This window comes from Phyllobacterium sp. P30BS-XVII (assembly GCF_014138335.1).
Taxonomy (GTDB): domain Bacteria; phylum Pseudomonadota; class Alphaproteobacteria; order Rhizobiales; family Rhizobiaceae; genus Phyllobacterium; species Phyllobacterium meliloti.
In genome coordinates, this window is the sequence record NZ_JACGXO010000005.1 from 19,345 (window position 1) to 36,079 (window position 16,735).

Sequence of the window (16,735 nt, forward strand, 5' to 3'; positions counted from 1 at the left end):
GCTAATGTAGCAGAACCTGACTCCCTGCAATCCTCACCCTCCCTCATGGTGAGCCCGTCGAACCACGCACTAATAGTTGTGCAACGAATGGGGAGGTAGAGTGGAGTGCTGCAACGGTAGTCACCCATGTTGCAGAATTTAACTTCCTGCAACCCATCCCTCTCTGTCATCCTAAAGCACCCAACTCTCCGTCATCCTCGGGCTTGACCCGAGGACCCCTAACTTAAAAACGGTGAATATCCGGATTCATCTGATCTCCTGAGCTGTGGGTCCTCGGGTCAAGCCCGAGGATGACGGAGATAGGTGGGTTGTAGAGAGCGGAGCCTGCTCTAATCAATCTTGAACGTAGGCAGGCTCTGGAACGCGAGTTTCAAAGCCTGCGACCAGCCTTCGGAAATGGCTTCATAATAGGGGTCATTACGTTCGATGCGTTTTTCGAAGCCGAGTTTGAGGCTGTCGGCTTCATAAAACTGCATATCCAGCGGCAGTCCGACCGAAAGATTGGATTTCAGCGTGGAATCGAAGGACACGAACAGCAGCTTTGTTGCTTCTTCAAATGTCATTGCCGGATCGTAGGAGCGTACAATAATCGGCTTGCCGTATTTGTGCTCGCCAATCTGGAAAAACGGCGTATCCGGGGATGATTCAATGAAATTGCCCTCGGGATAGATGAGGAACAGGCGTGGTTCGCCGCCCTTTATCTGGCCGCCGAGAATAATCGATGCGCCGAAGGAATCGGCACGCTGGCCATCGGAATCCACATCGTGAATGACACTTTTGATCGTGTCGCCCACCAGCTTTGCCGTCTGGAACATGGATGGCATGTCAAAGATCGACGGCGCGCGCTCAGAAGGGATTTTTGTCCGCTCGTTGAGAATGCTGATGACCGTCTGGGTGGTGGCAAGATTGCCTGATGACAGCAGTGTAATAACGCGGTCGCCGGGCTTTGCCCATGTATACATCTTCTTGAAGGTGGAGATGTTGTCGACGCCGGCGTTGGTTCTCGTGTCCGACATGAACACAAGCCCACGATCCAATTTAAGCCCGACGCAATAGGTCATAGCGAATCCCGAATTCTAAAAATCTCGGCGATTACTGCTCTACATTGAGGTCGACGGCAAGTGATTCCATGCCGGGACCGAAGCGCATACCGGAAATTGGCGAGGCTTCGTTGTAGTCGAGGCCGCAGGCAATACGGATATAGTGCTCGTTCGGGCAGATATCATTGGCCGCATCAAACCCGACCCAGCCCAGCCCATCAATATGCGCTTCCGCCCACGCATGGGTGGCTGTCTGCTCGATGCTATCCAGCATCATCAGATAACCGGAAACGTAGCGGGCGGGAATTTTCAGGACGCGGGCAACCGCGAGGAAAACATGGGTGTGATCCTGACAGACGCCTGTCCCAAGGGTGAGGGCTTCCTCTGCCGTGGTGGTGATATTGGTGGTTCCCGGCGTATAGGCGACAACCCTGTGCAGCGTGGTCATCAGCTCATGCATGACCGCGAGTCTGTCATTCGTGACTTTAAGGCTTGCCGCCAGCTGTTTTATGGCATCTCCGGGCTTCGTCAGCTCCGTTTCACGCTCATAAAGCCAGATGGGCATAAAATTGTAGACCTTGCCGAGTACGCCGGAGCGGTCTTCGGTTTCCACCTGTCCGGTCGCCTCGATGACGAGTTCCTTGACCTCGCGATCAAGCCGCACAAGCTGGGTGCGGTTGCCATAGCCGTCGCGATAACTCGCTTCCTGCTCGGCACCGCTGACGGTCACGTTCCAGTCAATGACCTTCTGCCCCGGAGAGCTTGACGGATGCAGACGCAACCGCTGGACAGCGTATTGCACCGGATAGTCATATTGATAACGGGAGGTGTGCTTGATGTTCAGAAGCATGATTTTCAATCAAAGTTATAGGCTTCGGCGATTTTGCTGCCGAGACCATTGGTTTGATAGATCAGGTCACTCAGAAATTCGTGCAGGCCATTGTCGAAAATGCTGCGAATTTCGTTGTTCTCGAGCCGCGTCATGATGTTTTCCGACATATCGTGGCACTCGTGCCGCTTGCCGTAATCACTGGCAAGATATTTGAGATTATCGACGATGTTCGAATAGCAGAAATTCAGCGAACGCGGCATGCGCGAGTTGAGGATCAGATAATCCGCAATATTCACCGGATTGTATTCGACATCATAGACCCAGCGATAGGAGCGGTGCGCCGAAACGGAGCGCAGGATCGACTCCCACTGAAAATTATCGAGCGTCGTGCCGACATAGGAAATTGAGGGCAGCAGCACATAATATTTCACGTCGAGAATGCGTGCCGTATTATCGGCCCGCTCGATAAAGGTGCCAAGCCGGGCAAAGTTAAAAATCTCGTTGCGCAGCATCGTGCCGTGAAAAGCGCCGCGGATAATGGCCGTTTCACGCTTGATCTGATCAAGCACGCGCGGAAGATCGGTTTCGGGAATGGCCGCGGCGAGGGTGGATTTCAGGATCATCCACGTTTCATTGACACTTTCCCATGCCTCGCGGGTCAGCGCCGTGCGCACCATGCGGGCGTTGGAACGGGCGGTTTCAACGCATGACATCACGCTTGATGGATTGCTGAGATCCCGCAGCAGGAAATCTGAAACGAGGCTGGCATTGTACTCGCTGTATTTTGCGTCGTAGCCGATTTTGACGCCGGCACTCATCAGCACGGAAGACCATTCCTCCGGCGCGTCGGAGGTTTTTGTCAAAGCCATCCGCAAGCCGGCGTCGATCAGACGCGCCATATTCTCTGCCCGCTCGATATAGCGGAACATCCAGTAGAGACCATTCGCGGTGCGACCAAGAAGCATGTTTCGGTTGTATCCCTCTTTTATTTATTGATGGGGCCGTCTGTGGCAGCCCTCATTCCCCATTCAAAGCGATCAATCGTCGAGAACCCAGGTGTCCTTTGTCCCGCCTCCCTGACTGGAATTGACCACGAGCGAACCCTCTTTCAGTGCCACGCGCGTCAGGCCACCCGGCGTGATGCGGATGCGATCCGACACAAGCACGAAGGGGCGCAAATCGACGTGACGCGGTGCCAGACCTTTCTCGGTCATGATTGGCGTGGTCGACAGGGCGAGCGTTGGCTGGGCGATGTAGTTCTTCGGGTTGGCCTTGAGTTTTAACGCAAAATCTTCGCACTCTTTCTTGGTGGCCGCCGGGCCGACAAGCATGCCGTAGCCGCCCGAACCATGCACTTCCTTGACGACAAGCTCTGCCAGATTTTCCAGCACATATTTCAATGTATCGGGCTCGGAGCAGCGATGTGTCGGAACATTCTCGAGGATCGCCTTGCGGCCCGTATAGAACTCGACAATCTCGGGCATGTAGGAATAAAGCGCCTTATCGTCGGCGATGCCTGTTCCGGGTGCATTGGCGATGGTGATATTGCCCGAACGGTAGACATCCATGATTCCGGCGACACCCAGCGTTGAATCGCGGCGGAAGGTGAGGGGATCGAGATAGGAATCGTCCACACGCCGGTAAAGCACATCAATGGCGCGGTTGCCCTCGGTGGTGCGCATGACCACCTTGCCGTTCTCGATCTTAAGATCACTGCCCTCGACAAGTTCAACACCCATCTGGTCGGCCAGAAACGCGTGTTCGAAATAGGCCGAGTTGTAAATGCCGGGAGTAAGAACTGCGATCGTCGGCGTGCCGTTGCAACCGGGCGGTGCGACGGCGGCCAGCGATTGCCGTAGCAGTTTGGGATAGGTTTCGACGGGCCGGACCTTGATCTGCTGGAACAGTTCCGGAAACAGCTGCATCATCGTTTCGCGGTTTTCCAGCATATAGGAAACACCTGACGGCGTGCGGGCATTGTCTTCAAGAACGTAGAACTGGTTTTCTTCGGTCCGGACGATATCGACGCCGATAATGTGGGTATAGACATTGCCGGGTGGCCGGAAACCCACCATCTCGGGCAGGAAGGCATCGTTGTGGGTGAACAATTCCCGCGGGATACGCCCTGCGCGGATAATTTCCTGACGGTGATAGATATCATCAAGGAAAGCATTGAGGGCCATCACACGCTGTTCGATGCCCTGCGACAGTCGTCGCCATTCATTGCCGGTGATGATGCGTGGGATGATATCGAATGGGATCAGGCGTTCTGCCGCTTCTTCATCGCCATAAACGGCGAAGGTAATCCCGGTCTTGCGAAAGACATTTTCTGCATCGCGCGCTTTCTGCGCAAACCTTTCCGGGTTCTGGGTATCAAGCCAGCATTGCAGTTGTTCATATGGCGGGCGTACCTGACCGCCGGTTTTGATCATCTCATCAAATGGCTTCACTCATAATCCCCTTCAGACACGTTCATTCAAGCGCGTTGGGAAAAAAATGCAAGCACATTCCGCTATTTACGCTGCAACGCTGCAAATCGCCCAAAAAATGGGCAGGCTCGCCAAGTTTGAGGCAAGCCAAAGGGTCCAGGCGGTTAAAGCATAGGCGGTTTACAGCATTGAAATGAATGGCAAAAAGAAACCTGGCCGCGTCTGCAGCCAGGTTCAGGAATCATTTTCCGTCAATTATCCACTAGCGGGTAATGCACTGACGGCGCGGGCCGTTATTGGGCTGATAGGTATTGTCATAGGCGCGATAAGACCGGTACCGGGCGTAGCACGCGCGGGTGTGATAGCTCGACCCGCGGCTGACAATACGATCATTGTTGATCGAGTTGCCTATAATCAGCGCTCCGGCAAATGCTGCCAGCGGGAACCATGCGCCGTCATAATAGCGGTATCCCGGACGATAGTAGCGGTAGCCGCGATGACCTCTATACCAGCGATCGCCGCGCCAGCCCCTGTCACCACGCCAGCCGCGATCGCCGCGCCAGCCACCGCCGCGCCAATGATCACCGCCGCGCCAGCCACGATCACCGCGCCAACCACGATCACCGCCGCGAAGCGGACGCATGCGCCAATTGCCGTGATCCCTGACTTGCAGAACCTGCGAATTGCCTTCAATCGATTGCGGCACAATGGGAGCGGAGTAACCGGCCACTGTGCTTGCAGAAAGCATACCTATGGACATGGCCGCCGCTGTGAATAACGAAATAAGCTTTCTCATATTTCCTCCTGAAATCACGAAGCTCGAAAACTCCGCTTTCAAATAAGAGTGAAGAAATGTCGGATAATACACCACTCGGCATAGTATCGATCAAAAACTACAACGCATGATTGTAGTAATTGTTCCGCCATTTCCATCCCGACAAGGCTGTGTCGGAGGAAAGCGGAGCGCCAGTAGACCCAGCAAAATCAGGCGTTGACGGCGTTGATCAGGCGTTCGGCAAGTTGAACATTCAGTTCACGATAGTGTGAAATGACCTTGCTTGGTTCATAGGTCGATACGGGCAGGTCTGAATAACCAAAGTCCACGGCAATAACGGGGATTCCAGCGGCCTTGGCCGTGTCGATATCGGTGTGGCTGTCGCCAACCATCAAGGCGCGATCCCGGTCTCCACCGGCTTTTGCTATGGTCTCAAACAGGTGGCGCGGGTCAGGCTTGCGAAATGCAAACGTGTCCGATCCGCAAATGGCGGCAAAGCGGGATGTCTGGCCAAGTGCGGTCAACAGGCTGACGGAAAGTCCTTCGAACTTGTTCGTGCAGACCGCAAGGAGATAACCGGCCTTCGAGAGATCGTCCATGACGGCTTCAACGCCTTCATAAAGCGCCGAGTGGCCGGGCATATTCTTGCTGTAATGTTCGAGGAACAGACCTACGAGCCAATCAAGCTGTTCGGGGCTAAGCATTTTCTGCTGCGCCTCAAAAGCGCGTTCGATCATCACGCGCCCGCCTTGTCCGACGTAGCGACGCAACGCCACGGGATCGATTTTTTGCATCCCCGCTTCATGCAGGCAGTGATTCAGACTATCGAGCAAGTCAGGCGCGGTATCGACCAGGGTGCCATCAAGATCGAATACAACAATGGGTTTGGACATTTGTGGACCTATATCTAACGTTAGGATTGAGACTTGGGATTTATGTGTTTGGATTTATGTATTTCCGGCGTGGCGCCCTCCGCCGGGACTGATACTCGCGCACAAGTATCTGACGAAATCAAGTATCGAGCCTTGACCCGGTTGTCTGACGTGTTAGGGAGCCAAGTGTCAAGTCAAAGCGAGGAGAGGCACCCGGATGGACCCCAGGACATTGAAGATCAAGGCAGCGGCCGAAGCGTTGACCTATGTCAAGGATGGTATGCGTCTGGGAATAGGCACTGGCTCGACCGCCGAGGAGTTTGTCAGGCTTCTGGCGGAAAAGGTTGCCGCAGGACTTGATATCATCGGCGTACCGACATCGGAGCGCACTGCAGCTCTTTGCCAGGAACTTGGTGTAAAGCTGACGACGCTGGAGGAAACCCCTGTCCTCGATTTGACGATCGATGGCGCTGACGAGATCGGTCCCGAACTGGCCTTGATCAAAGGCGGCGGCGGTGCGTTGTTGCGCGAAAAAATCGTCGCGGCGGCATCGGCCCAGATGGTGGTGATTGCGGACGAGTCGAAGAATGTCGAGACGCTTGGCAAGTTCCCTTTGCCGATTGAAGTCAATCGATTTGGTCTTGCTGCCACGAAAATTGCGATAGAAAAGGCTGCTTCTGCCCTTGATCTTTCCGGTTCCCTTACATTGAGGATGACGGGAGGCGAAGCATTTGTTACAGACGGCGGGCATTTGATCCTGGATGCATCTTTTGGCCGCATTCCGGATACAAGAGCGTTATCAAACGCTCTGCACGCCATACCCGGTGTTGTGGAGCACGGACTATTTCTGGGGCTGGCGCGCGTGGCTATTTTGGCCGGTGCAGACGGTATACGAACACGAACACAGCCTTAACGGGCAAAGTCTTGAGAGAAAACGGAGCAATAAATCCATGAACCGAGCAACTGGCTTTCGCCGTTTGATTGCACCTCTGTCTGTCGCAATCATGCTGGGCAGTCTTTACACCGCACAGGCGCAGGAAATTACCCCATCCCATCTTGCTGCTGCACGCGCAGCGATTGCGGCAATCAAGGCAACCGATGCGTTCGACGGAATCCTTCCTGATGCGGCGGCGAACCTGAAGGCTCAGCTGATCGAGAAAGACCCCAATCTGGAGTCCATCATTAGTTCCGCTGTTGACGAGCAGGCTTTGGCCTTGGCCGCCCGCCGCGTTGATCTCGAAAACGAAGCTGCCCGTGCTTACGCTGTTTCGTTTACAGAAGAAGAGCTGAACGCCATCACGGGTTTCTACAATTCAGCCGCTGGCAAGAAGCTTTTGACTGAAGGACCGATTGCAACGCGCGAAGTCATGAAAGCAGCCGGCATCTGGCGCAATGGCATCGCCCGTGATCTGGCTCAGGCCGTGGCCGAAAAAGTTGTTGCCGCAGCCGCTGCGACTGCACCTGTAACACCGGCACCTGCGGCCACTGAAACGCCCGCAGCGCCGGAAGCCCCGGCAGCTCCGGCCAAAGCGCCGGCAAAGGCACCTGCCAAGCCAGCTGCACCAGCCAAGCCGAAGCCATAATTTTTACCTTTCTAAAGAATTGCAAAGCCCGGTGTAACAGCCGGGCTTTGTTCTTTTAAAGCCGCGCTATAGAACCCATATATGGTGATCAGTAATTGAACGGATTCGGAGTGTTTTGAATGGCGACCTATGACTATGACCTTTTTGTCATCGGCGGCGGTTCTGGTGGGGTGCGTGCCGGACGTCTGGCGGGCGCCATGGGCAAACGGGTCGGGCTGGCCGAAGAATATCGCATGGGTGGTACATGCGTTATCCGCGGTTGCGTACCCAAAAAGCTCTTTGTCTATGCGTCGCAGTTTCAGGAACATTTTGACGCGGCTGCGGGATATGGCTGGACTGTCGGCGAAACAAGGTTCGATTGGCCAACGCTGATCGCCAACAAGGACCGCGAAATCGCCCGTCTGGAAGGGCTCTACCGCAAGGGACTTGAGAACTCCGAAGTGGAGATTTTTGAAAGCCGGGCTGTGCTGATCGATGATCACACGATCGAGATTTTGAACACGGGTAAGCGGATAACCGCCGACCAGATATTGATTGCCACCGGCGGCCATCCAAGCCCGCATCCTTCATTGCCCGGCAATGAACTCTGCATCAGCTCCAATGAAACCTTTCATCTCGACACTTTGCCGAAAGCCATCGTGATTGAAGGCGGTGGCTATATCGCGGTGGAGTTTGCCAATATTTTTCATGGTCTCGGGGTCGATACGACACTTGTCTATCGCGGCAAGGAGATACTCTCGCGCTTCGATCAGGACCTGCGCCATATGCTGCATGCGGCCATGGTGGAGAAGGGTATCCACATTCGCGTGACGGAGATTATCACCAAGGTCGAGCGCAGCGGTGATGGACGCAAGCTGGTGCATCTGTCCGGTGGGGACGTTATCCCCGCTGATCAGGTTATGCTGGCTATCGGGCGTGTGCCGAACACGAAATCCCTTGGTCTTGAAGCTGCCGGTGTCGCTGTCGATGAGCAGGGTGCAATCAAGGTTGATGCCTATTCGCGAACCAGCAAGGCGAACATCTGGGCCGTCGGCGATGTCACCAACCGGGTACAATTGACGCCCGTCGCGATCCACGAAGCCATGTGTTTCCTTGAAACTGTCTTCAGGAACAATCCGACAAAACCCGATCATGAACTGATTGCCACGGCTGTTTTCTCGCAGCCTGAAATTGGCACGGTTGGTTTGACCGAGCAGGATGCGGCGCAGAAATTCAAGGAGATCGAGGTTTATCGCGCGGTTTTCCGTCCTATGCGCAATACGCTTTCCGGCAGCACCGAAAAGATGCTGATAAAGCTTGTTGTCGATGCGGCAAGCCGGAAAGTCATTGGCGCACATATTCTTGGGCCGGACGCGGGTGAAATGGCGCAGCTTCTGGCCATTCCCATGAAAGCCGGCTGCACAAAGGAAGACTTTGACCGCACCATGGCTGTTCACCCGACTGCTGCTGAGGAACTTGTGACCATGTACAAGCCTACATATCGGGTCGTGGATGGCGCGCGCATCGACTGATGCCGGGCAGTTGTCAGGCGGCCTTATATGGCCGCCTGTTTCGGTTATGGCTGTGCAGGCACCCAGCGCCGGTCAGGATGGCTTCACCGCCAGAAACGTGTTCCATCCGTCCCCGTCACCGCCAATATTGAACTTGTCCCAGACAATGTTCATTCCGGCGCTTTCAATGCGTGCTGCGAACTCGTCTTTCGGCCAGTAGATGGTATGGTAATTGCCATTCGTCTCGCCGTGGCCATCGCGCATTGATACAAGGAAGGCGCCTTCCGGCCGCAGTGACCGTGTTGTCTTTGCAAGAACCTGATCGATCTGGTCGCGCGGTACATGAATGAGCACACACAAGGCCACAACTGCATCATAGGGGCCGCCAAGATCATCGGTAATCACGTTCAGAAGATCACCCTTCTTGCCGCGCGCCGCCTGTAGGTCGAGAAACCGCTGCGTCGCGTCGGTGCGCCTGATCGTAACACCGAGTGTCTCAAGGAAGTCCGCATCACGGCCCGGTCCAGATCCGATTTCCAGCATATGGCCGCCGGGACCAGCGATTGCCGCAACGCGCCTTAAGCCTTCTATGCCATTGGCGTTTGGAAGCTCTCCTACAATTGTATTGTACTGTTCCGCATAGTCCTCATAGGAGGCGATTGTCTGAAGGTTTTTTGCCAGCGATTCTGTCGGCTTGGTCATCTTTTCCTCCCGTCATCTGGCTAATCATCAATTGTTTTGTCGTGAGGGTACCATCCCGCACATTGAAGTCGATTCTATTTTGATTACGAATGCGTCCGCGCGCACGATGTCCACCCAGACGGCAAATATCGCGTTTGAAATCGTCGGGCGGGGTGCGATGGTCGAGCGCAATCCGCGACCGGCACCTGAATGGCAGAGCTAGAAATTGAAAGGTTTGCGAACCTAGGCGACGCGCTTTTCTTCCCGTTGAACTGCGCCATCAGGGACTTTCTCGTGTAGCAGCCAGTCAATCACCGGCGGCCATAGGGTGGCCACATGATTTTTGCGGAAGAAACCGAGATGACCGATCGAACCGCCGGTTGATTGTTCAGGCGAGAGCCACAACCGGGTTGTCGGTGCATTGGCATAGTGAGCCAGCAGATGGTCAACCGCTTTGGGCGTTCCCCACGGGTCGTCGGTGATGCCAACGGCGAGGAGTGGGGTGCGGACCGACTGAAAATACTTTGACTCCGGTGTTCTCGCATCGCCGAAGAGGAAGTTGGGGCTACGGCACCAGCGCGCCCAGTCCTGAAACACGCTGCCGGGAAGTTCTTCGCCAATGCCACTCCATTTCGGCAGACGTCCCAGAGAAAGCGCCAACGGCAGGGCAATAAGGTTCATCTTGGCAAAGACGGAAAACGGTACAGCCGTGTTGCGGTAATAGCCGTTGAGCGAAGCCATTGATGTGTAGCGCGCAAAATCAGACGAGCGGTTGCTGAGGCCAAGGGCAAGGCCGCCATAGGAATGGCCTATGCCCACTAGCGGTTTGCCATTGGCTGCCTGCTTGAGTACATCAATGGCCGCTGGAAAATCCAGCACGCCCCAGTCTTTCATGCCCAAGCGCGAGGTCCAACCCTTCGGCGTCTTGGATTTTGTTACGCCGCGATAGTCATAGGTCAGCACTTTTGACGCACCTGACGCGAGCAATTCGCCAGCAAAATGGCGGTAAAATGTATTGGGAACAGCGGCGGCAGAGGAGATCAGAACCGCAGGGCCATCGCCTTTTCCCTCGAACATGGTGCCATGCAGGGGAAAGCCATCCGAGGCTTCAAAAGCGATATCGCGCATTGGACGCTCCAACTTTGACTTTAACGTTAACGTAAATCAAAATGGCGCTTGCGACAATCTCCATTTCGCGTTCGAGCCTCAAACCTTAACGGGACTGGTATATTGGGGATATTTCCACTATATGAGCGCCTTCCGGAGCAACCGGAAATCGCAAACTATCACTAACCAGTGCGAACAATCGAAAACAGGTGCAATAATGACGAAGAACTGGACACCGACTTCCTGGAGAAACAAGCCCATCAAACAGGCTCCTTTCTATCCGGACGCTCAAGCTGTGAGCGATGTCGAGGCTCGTCTTCGCACTTATCCGCCGCTCGTTTTTGCAGGTGAGGCGCGAAAGCTGAAGCGCCAGCTCGCAGCCGTCTCCAAAGGGCAGGGCTTTCTTCTGCAGGGCGGTGATTGCGCCGAGAGTTTTGCCGAGCATGGCGCGGACAATATCCGCGACTTTTTCCGTGTGTTTCTGCAAATGGCTGTCGTGCTGACTTTTGGTGCGTCGCAGCCGGTTGTGAAGATTGGCCGTATTGCCGGTCAGTTCGCCAAGCCACGCTCGGCTGATATGGAAACCATAAATGGCGTCGAACTGCCTGTTTATCGCGGTGACATCATCAATGGTACGGAATTCACCGAGGCTGCCCGCATCCCAGATCCAAGCCGTCAGGAAATGGTCTATCGCCAGTCAGCGGCAACGCTGAACCTGCTACGCGCTTTCGCTCAGGGTGGCTATGCCAACCTTGAAAACGTGCATCAGTGGATGCTTGGCTTCGTTTCGGACAGCCCGCAGGGTGAACGTTATGAATCCCTGGCCCGCACGATTTCCGACACGATGGATTTCATGCGCGCTGTTGGTATCACCTCGGAAACCAACCACACACTGCGTGAGACGGATTTCTACACCAGCCATGAAGGCTTGCTGCTTGGCTATGAAGAAGCGCTGACCCGCGTGGATTCGACCTCCGGCGACTGGTACGGCACGTCAGGCCACATGATCTGGATCGGCGACCGCACACGTCAGGCTGATCATGCCCATGTGGAATATTGCCGTGGCATCAAGAACCCGCTTGGTCTCAAATGCGGTCCTTCATTGGAGCCTGATGATCTGATCAAGCTGATCGACCTGCTCAATCCGGAGAACGAAGCTGGCCGTCTGACCCTCATTGCCCGTTTCGGTCATGACAAGGTTGGCGATCATCTGCCCAAGCTCATCCGTGCGGTGCAGAAGGAAGGCCGCGATGTGGTCTGGTCCTGTGATCCGATGCATGGCAACACGATTACGGCCAATGGCTACAAGACACGGCCTTTCGACCGTATCCTGAAAGAGGTCGAAGGATTTTTTGCAGTTCATCATGCGGAAGGCACCTATCCCGGTGGCATCCACATTGAAATGACCGGCAAGAACGTCACAGAATGCACCGGTGGTGCGCGGGCGATTTCGGCAGAAGACCTGTCGGACCGTTATCACACCCATTGTGATCCGCGTCTCAATGCCGATCAGGCGCTGGAACTGGCATTCCTCGTTGCAGAACTTCTCAAGAAGGAACGCAACGCTCATCCACAGAAGATTGCTGTCAACGGCTGATACGCTGACAATATCGATAAATAAAAGGGCGGCCTTTCGGGTCGCCCTTTGTTTTGCGGGTAACAACTTTGGGCTGATCACACATCTGTCAGAACATCCGCCCGTTTTGGCTGGAATTTTGTGTCTATGGATTCTATCAAGGGTTTATGACCACAAATCCTTCGCGCCGAATCCGCCTGACATCGTCTTTCCGTTCCTTCATTGAGAGCGAGGCCTCTGGTGGCATCATTCTGATGGTGGTGGCGGCATTGGCGCTGATCATCGCCAACTCACCCCTCAGTGATGGCTATTTTGGTCTTCTGAAGACCTATATTGGCGGTTTGAGCATTCTCCATTGGGTGAACGACGCGCTGATGGCCGTGTTCTTCCTGCTGGTGGGGCTAGAAATCAAACGTGAAATGATCAGTGGCCAGCTTTCCAACTGGTCACGCCGCGCATTGCCGGGTTTTGCGGCGGTTGGCGGCATGGTTGTGCCGGCGGTGATCTTTCTTGCCTTCAACAGCGGCGGCGAAACGGCGCGCGGCTGGGCCATTCCTTCGGCTACCGATATCGCCTTTTCGCTTGGCGTTCTCTCGCTACTTGGCTCGCGTGTTCCCTTGTCGCTCAAGGTTTTTCTGACGGCGCTGGCCATTATCGACGATCTCGGTGCTGTCATCATCATTGCGCTGTTCTATTCGGGTGGGTTGAATATTGCCGCAGTCGCGGGCGCGGCGGCTGTGTTCATCATTCTGATGGCGATGAATCGTATGGGCATGGTGCGGCTCTGGGCCTATCTCGTTCTGGGCGTCATTCTGTGGATTCTGGTGTTCAAATCAGGCATTCACGCGACGATTGCCGGTGTGCTCCTGGCCCTGACCATTCCAATGCGCGGTGCCAAAGATGAGAGTGGGGCGGTCGAATCGCCGCTTCTCAAGCTGGAACATGCCATTCAGCCATGGGTTGGCTTTGCCATCGTGCCGATCTTTGGTTTTGCCAATGCCGGTGTTTCGTTTAGCGGTGTGTCACTGTCCAATCTTGCTGATCCCGTGCCGCTTGGCGTGGCAGCCGGTCTTTTCATCGGCAAGCAGATTGGCGTTTTTGCCTTTGCGTTCCTTGCCATCAAGCTCAAGCTGGCGGAACGGCCCGCCGGGGCAAGCTGGTTCCAGATTTATGGCGTTTCGATCCTCTGCGGCATCGGTTTCACCATGAGCCTGTTCATAGGTCTTCTGGCATACGCAAATTCGCCATTGTTGCAGGATGAAACAAAGCTGGGCGTGCTGCTCGGGTCGCTGCTTTCGGCTGTCATCGGTGCAGCTCTGCTCCGTGTGTCGCTGAGGCGGTCGCCAAAGGCGTGATCGCGAAAGGCGCTGCGCCGCTACAAGCCTAGATTGTTTCTGATTTGAATGGAGGCTTTCCTGATGTCGGAATTGCATAGTGGATCATGTCTGTGTGGCGCTATCCGCTTCAAGACACGCGGGGAATTGCGCGGGATTGTCTATTGCCATTGCTCGCAGTGCCGCAAACAGTCAGGCCATTTTTACGCGGCAACCAATGTTCAAAATGACGCCATTACCATTACAGGTGAAGAGCACATCAAATGGTACGCGGCCAGCGAATATGCGGCGCGTGGCTTCTGCAGGAATTGCGGCTCGGTGATGTTTTGGAAACATCATGATCTCGATTACATCTCCGTCATGGCAGGCTCGTTCGATAAGCCGACAAATCTGCAGGGCGAAGTGCATATCTTCGTTGGTGATAAAGGCGATTATTACAACATCCAGGACGGCTTGCCGAAATATGTGGCGAGTGGCGGCGGTGTTGTCGTCGCCGGTGATTGACGTACCCGATCACATCTGAAGGATTGACGCCGTTTTATCTGACCGTATAGCTGCTGTTTACGGGAAGGACGGGAGCGGACCATGCAGCGGCTACTACTGGCATTCGTCAATTCCATGCGCGCGCTCAGGCATCTGGCGGTGCATGAAAAGGCAGTTCAGCAGGAACTTATTCTTTTTATCCTCTCGGTTCCTGTCGCCGCTGCCATTGCTCCTTCGCTGCTTTCCTTTCTGGCTTTGACCGGTTCCATACTGTTCCTGATCATGATCGAGGTGCTGAACACCGGAATTGAGGCAGCCTGCAATGCGGTATCGCGGGATTTCCAGCGGGACATCCAGATCGCCAAGGATTGCGGCTCACTCGCCGTATTGATCTCGGTTGTTCTTGTAGCAACCGTCTGGTTCTATACGGTGTGGACCGTGTTTATTGCCTGAAGCCGAGTCGCCAGAGCAGGTTTTGTCTCTGCGGCAAATTTGCTCCGGGCTCTTGTTTAACATCCAGCGAAACGATATATGTTCAATATGAGCAAAAATCCTGTGACTCCCGATATTCTTCGCATCGCCATCGCCCAGCTCAATCCTGTTCTGGGCGATATCAGGGGCAATCTGGCCAAAGCCCGCGAGGCGCGCGCCGATGCTGCGCGGCAGGGCGCTGATCTTGTGCTGTTTACGGAACTGTTCATTTCGGGCTATCCGCCTGAAGATCTTGTGCTGAAAGCGGCGTTCATCGAAGCTTGTGAAAAAGCCGTCAAGGAATTCGCGGCTGATACATCGGATGGTGGCCCGGGTGTCATCATCGGCACACCGCTGCGGCGTGAAAGCGGGTTGCACAATTCCGCTCTGCTGCTGGATGGTGGCAAGGTGATTGCGGAGCGCTTCAAGGTTGATTTGCCAAATTACGGTGAATTTGACGAGAAGCGCGTGTTCCAGCAGGGGCCAATGCCGGGACCAGTGAATTTCCGCGGCATCCGCATCGGCATTCCGATCTGCGAGGATATCTGGGGCGATCTTGGCGTGTGCGAGACACTGGCCGAGAGCGGGGCGGAAATACTCTGCGTTCCCAATGGCTCGCCCTATTACAATGGCAAGGTGGATGTGCGCCATCAGGTCGTGCTGCGTCAGGTGATCGAGACTGGCCTGCCGTTGATTTTCGCCAATCAGCTGGGCTGTCAGGACGATCTGATTTTCGACGGCGCATCCTTTGCCTTTAATGCGGATAAAAGCATCGCTTTCCAGATGTCGCAGTTCGAGGAACAGTTGATCGTCACCACATGGCGGCGGGGTGAGGGCGGCTGGTCCTGCTCGGAAGGCCCCATGTCAAAAATCCCTGAAGGTGAGGAAGCGCAGTATCGCGCCTGCCTGCTGGGGCTGCGCGATTATGTCAACAAGAACGGTTTTAAGGATGTGGTGCTCGGCCTCTCCGGCGGTATCGACTCAGCGATCTGCGCGGCTCTCGCCGTCGATGCGCTGGGTGAAGAGCGCTTACGTGCCGTCATGATGCCGTACACCTATACATCGAAGGATTCGCTGAAGGATGCGGAAGATTGCGCCAAGGCGCTCGGCTGCCGCTACGATATCGTGCCGATTTTCGAGCCAGTCGAGGGCTTTTTGAAAGCGCTTGGCCCGACGTTCGAGGGCACCAAGGAAGGCATTACCGAAGAAAACCTGCAAAGCCGCGCGCGCGGCACGATCCTGATGGCGATCTCCAACAAGTTCGGCTCCATGGTTGTCACCACGGGTAACAAGTCGGAAATGTCGGTGGGTTATGCCACCCTCTATGGCGATATGAACGGTGGCTACAACCCGATCAAGGATATTTACAAGATGCAGGTCTACGCCATGTCCGAATGGCGCAACAAAAACGTTCCGGCGGGTGGTCTTGGTCCTTCCGGCGTGGTGATCCCGGAAAATATCATCAGCAAGGCACCTTCAGCCGAACTGCGGGAAAACCAGACGGATCAGGATTCGCTGCCGCCCTATCCGGTGCTCGATGATATTCTCGAATGTCTGGTTGAGAATGAGATGGGCGTGGATGAAATCGTTAAGCGCGGACACGAGCGCAAAACGGTTGAGCGGATCGAACACCTGCTTTATCTGGCTGAGTATAAACGCCGCCAGTCAGCGCCGGGTGTGAAGGTGACGCGCAAAAACTTTGGTCGTGACAGGCGCTATCCGATTACCAACAGGTTCAGGGATCGCGATTAGTCTGTGTAATAAGGTGGGCGTGGTTCGCGGTTCGTGGTTCGACAGGCTCACCATGAGGGAGAGAGGTGGGTTGCAGGGAGTCAAGTTCTGCACTCTTTGCGATGCAACGGTGATCCGCAACGTTGGTGACTGGCATTGCATCCACCCATCTCCCTCATGGTGAGCCTGTCGAACCACGAACTATCTCGTTGCATCCGTATTTCAGAGCGTAAGAACTGAGTCTAAAGTCTAGTGTTGCAATCGCGCCGCACCTGATCTCCAAAAATGCTTGCATAAAAAACAGGCGCTTGGCGATCGAACACGATTCACC

Annotated in this window: 16 protein-coding genes; 8 read left to right on the top strand and 8 right to left on the bottom strand. The window is 55.0% G+C overall.

What is annotated here, in order from left to right; all coding sequences use genetic code 11:
- Positions 1–329: 329 nt before the first annotated feature.
- From FHW17_RS14760 to FHW17_RS14785, 6 genes are all read right to left on the bottom strand, one after another.
- The gene (locus FHW17_RS14760) at positions 330–1,061 is read right to left on the bottom strand and encodes a proteasome-type protease (RefSeq protein ID WP_112525211.1); all 732 of its coding nucleotides are present in this window, start codon (positions 1,059–1,061) and stop codon (positions 330–332) included.
- Between the two features lie 31 nt (positions 1,062–1,092).
- Positions 1,093–1,890 carry a transglutaminase family protein gene (locus FHW17_RS14765; protein ID WP_112525265.1) on the bottom strand — a complete coding sequence of 266 codons (798 nt, stop codon included), beginning with the start codon at positions 1,888–1,890 and terminating at the stop codon, positions 1,093–1,095.
- A gap of 5 nt (positions 1,891–1,895) precedes the next feature.
- The gene (locus FHW17_RS14770) at positions 1,896–2,837 is read right to left on the bottom strand and encodes an alpha-E domain-containing protein (RefSeq protein WP_112525209.1); all 942 of its coding nucleotides are present in this window, start codon (positions 2,835–2,837) and stop codon (positions 1,896–1,898) included.
- Positions 2,838–2,909: 72 nt separating this feature from the next.
- Entirely contained in the window at positions 2,910–4,322 is a 1,413-nt protein-coding gene (locus tag FHW17_RS14775) for a circularly permuted type 2 ATP-grasp protein (RefSeq protein ID WP_091877639.1), read from the bottom strand.
- A gap of 241 nt (positions 4,323–4,563) precedes the next feature.
- Positions 4,564–5,097 carry a BA14K family protein gene (locus FHW17_RS14780; RefSeq protein ID WP_182510217.1) on the bottom strand — a complete coding sequence of 178 codons (534 nt, stop codon included), beginning with the start codon at positions 5,095–5,097 and terminating at the stop codon, positions 4,564–4,566.
- Positions 5,098–5,285: 188 nt separating this feature from the next.
- Positions 5,286–5,969, bottom strand: a complete 684-nt coding sequence (locus FHW17_RS14785; protein WP_112525207.1) for a phosphoglycolate phosphatase — start codon at positions 5,967–5,969, stop codon at positions 5,286–5,288.
- A gap of 196 nt (positions 5,970–6,165) precedes the next feature.
- Here FHW17_RS14785 and rpiA point away from each other — a divergent pair, with 196 nt between their 5' ends.
- The 3 genes from rpiA to gor all read left to right on the top strand — a co-directional run bounded on the left by rpiA (position 6,166) and on the right by gor (position 9,042).
- On the top strand, positions 6,166–6,861 hold the full coding sequence (gene rpiA, locus FHW17_RS14790; RefSeq protein WP_113095683.1) for a ribose-5-phosphate isomerase RpiA: 696 nt from the start codon (positions 6,166–6,168) through the stop codon (positions 6,859–6,861).
- Positions 6,862–6,898: 37 nt separating this feature from the next.
- Positions 6,899–7,531 carry a DUF2059 domain-containing protein gene (locus tag FHW17_RS14795; RefSeq protein WP_113095682.1) on the top strand — a complete coding sequence of 211 codons (633 nt, stop codon included), beginning with the start codon at positions 6,899–6,901 and terminating at the stop codon, positions 7,529–7,531.
- A 119-nt stretch (positions 7,532–7,650) separates the two neighbouring features.
- Positions 7,651–9,042: a glutathione-disulfide reductase gene (gene gor / locus FHW17_RS14800; RefSeq protein WP_182510218.1), complete on the top strand. Its 1,392-nt coding sequence runs from the start codon at positions 7,651–7,653 to the stop codon at positions 9,040–9,042.
- Positions 9,043–9,114: 72 nt separating this feature from the next.
- Here the strand turns inward: gor and FHW17_RS14805 are convergent, their stop codons facing one another.
- Together FHW17_RS14805 and FHW17_RS14810 are read right to left on the bottom strand one after the other, a co-directional pair.
- Entirely contained in the window at positions 9,115–9,723 is a 609-nt protein-coding gene (locus FHW17_RS14805) for a class I SAM-dependent methyltransferase (RefSeq protein WP_182510219.1), read from the bottom strand.
- A 222-nt stretch (positions 9,724–9,945) separates the two neighbouring features.
- On the bottom strand, positions 9,946–10,830 hold the full coding sequence (locus FHW17_RS14810; protein WP_182510220.1) for an alpha/beta fold hydrolase: 885 nt from the start codon (positions 10,828–10,830) through the stop codon (positions 9,946–9,948).
- Between the two features lie 196 nt (positions 10,831–11,026).
- On the opposite strand from FHW17_RS14810, the gene FHW17_RS14815 reads away from it, so the two are divergent.
- The 5 genes from FHW17_RS14815 (at position 11,027) to FHW17_RS14835 (ending at position 16,425) form a co-directional block, all read left to right on the top strand.
- Positions 11,027–12,406, top strand: a complete 1,380-nt coding sequence (locus FHW17_RS14815) for a 3-deoxy-7-phosphoheptulonate synthase class II (protein WP_112525195.1) — start codon at positions 11,027–11,029, stop codon at positions 12,404–12,406.
- Between the two features lie 146 nt (positions 12,407–12,552).
- Positions 12,553–13,740: a Na+/H+ antiporter NhaA gene (gene nhaA / locus FHW17_RS14820; RefSeq protein WP_112525193.1), complete on the top strand. Its 1,188-nt coding sequence runs from the start codon at positions 12,553–12,555 to the stop codon at positions 13,738–13,740.
- A 63-nt stretch (positions 13,741–13,803) separates the two neighbouring features.
- Positions 13,804–14,223 (top strand): GFA family protein, encoded by a 420-nt coding sequence (locus FHW17_RS14825; RefSeq protein ID WP_182510221.1) that lies wholly within the window; start codon positions 13,804–13,806, stop codon positions 14,221–14,223.
- An 81-nt stretch (positions 14,224–14,304) separates the two neighbouring features.
- The gene (locus FHW17_RS14830; protein WP_112525189.1) at positions 14,305–14,655 is read left to right on the top strand and encodes a diacylglycerol kinase; all 351 of its coding nucleotides are present in this window, start codon (positions 14,305–14,307) and stop codon (positions 14,653–14,655) included.
- 87 nt (positions 14,656–14,742) lie between these two features.
- Positions 14,743–16,425 (top strand): NAD+ synthase, encoded by a 1,683-nt coding sequence (locus FHW17_RS14835; RefSeq protein ID WP_182510222.1) that lies wholly within the window; start codon positions 14,743–14,745, stop codon positions 16,423–16,425.
- Positions 16,426–16,735 lie beyond the last annotated feature (310 nt).

Bases quoted from the DNA above. Each gene is read 5' to 3' on its own strand.
- FHW17_RS14765 (WP_112525265.1), bottom strand. From the start codon at position 1,890: ATGCTTCTGAACATCAAGCACACCTCCCGTTATCAATATGACTATCCG.
- FHW17_RS14805 (WP_182510219.1), bottom strand. From the start codon at position 9,723: ATGACCAAGCCGACAGAATCGCTGGCAAAAAACCTTCAGACAATCGCC.
- FHW17_RS14795 (WP_113095682.1), top strand. From the start codon at position 6,899: ATGAACCGAGCAACTGGCTTTCGCCGTTTGATTGCACCTCTGTCTGTC.
- FHW17_RS14780 (WP_182510217.1), bottom strand. From the start codon at position 5,097: ATGAGAAAGCTTATTTCGTTATTCACAGCGGCGGCCATGTCCATAGGT.
- FHW17_RS14785 (WP_112525207.1), bottom strand. From the start codon at position 5,969: ATGTCCAAACCCATTGTTGTATTCGATCTTGATGGCACCCTGGTCGAT.
- rpiA (WP_113095683.1), top strand. From the start codon at position 6,166: ATGGACCCCAGGACATTGAAGATCAAGGCAGCGGCCGAAGCGTTGACC.
- FHW17_RS14835 (WP_182510222.1), top strand. From the start codon at position 14,743: ATGAGCAAAAATCCTGTGACTCCCGATATTCTTCGCATCGCCATCGCC.
- FHW17_RS14830 (WP_112525189.1), top strand. From the start codon at position 14,305: ATGCAGCGGCTACTACTGGCATTCGTCAATTCCATGCGCGCGCTCAGG.
- FHW17_RS14760 (WP_112525211.1), bottom strand. From the start codon at position 1,061: ATGACCTATTGCGTCGGGCTTAAATTGGATCGTGGGCTTGTGTTCATG.
- gor (WP_182510218.1), top strand. From the start codon at position 7,651: ATGGCGACCTATGACTATGACCTTTTTGTCATCGGCGGCGGTTCTGGT.
- FHW17_RS14770 (WP_112525209.1), bottom strand. From the start codon at position 2,837: ATGCTTCTTGGTCGCACCGCGAATGGTCTCTACTGGATGTTCCGCTAT.
- FHW17_RS14825 (WP_182510221.1), top strand. From the start codon at position 13,804: ATGTCGGAATTGCATAGTGGATCATGTCTGTGTGGCGCTATCCGCTTC.
- FHW17_RS14815 (WP_112525195.1), top strand. From the start codon at position 11,027: ATGACGAAGAACTGGACACCGACTTCCTGGAGAAACAAGCCCATCAAA.
- FHW17_RS14810 (WP_182510220.1), bottom strand. From the start codon at position 10,830: ATGCGCGATATCGCTTTTGAAGCCTCGGATGGCTTTCCCCTGCATGGC.
- nhaA (WP_112525193.1), top strand. From the start codon at position 12,553: ATGACCACAAATCCTTCGCGCCGAATCCGCCTGACATCGTCTTTCCGT.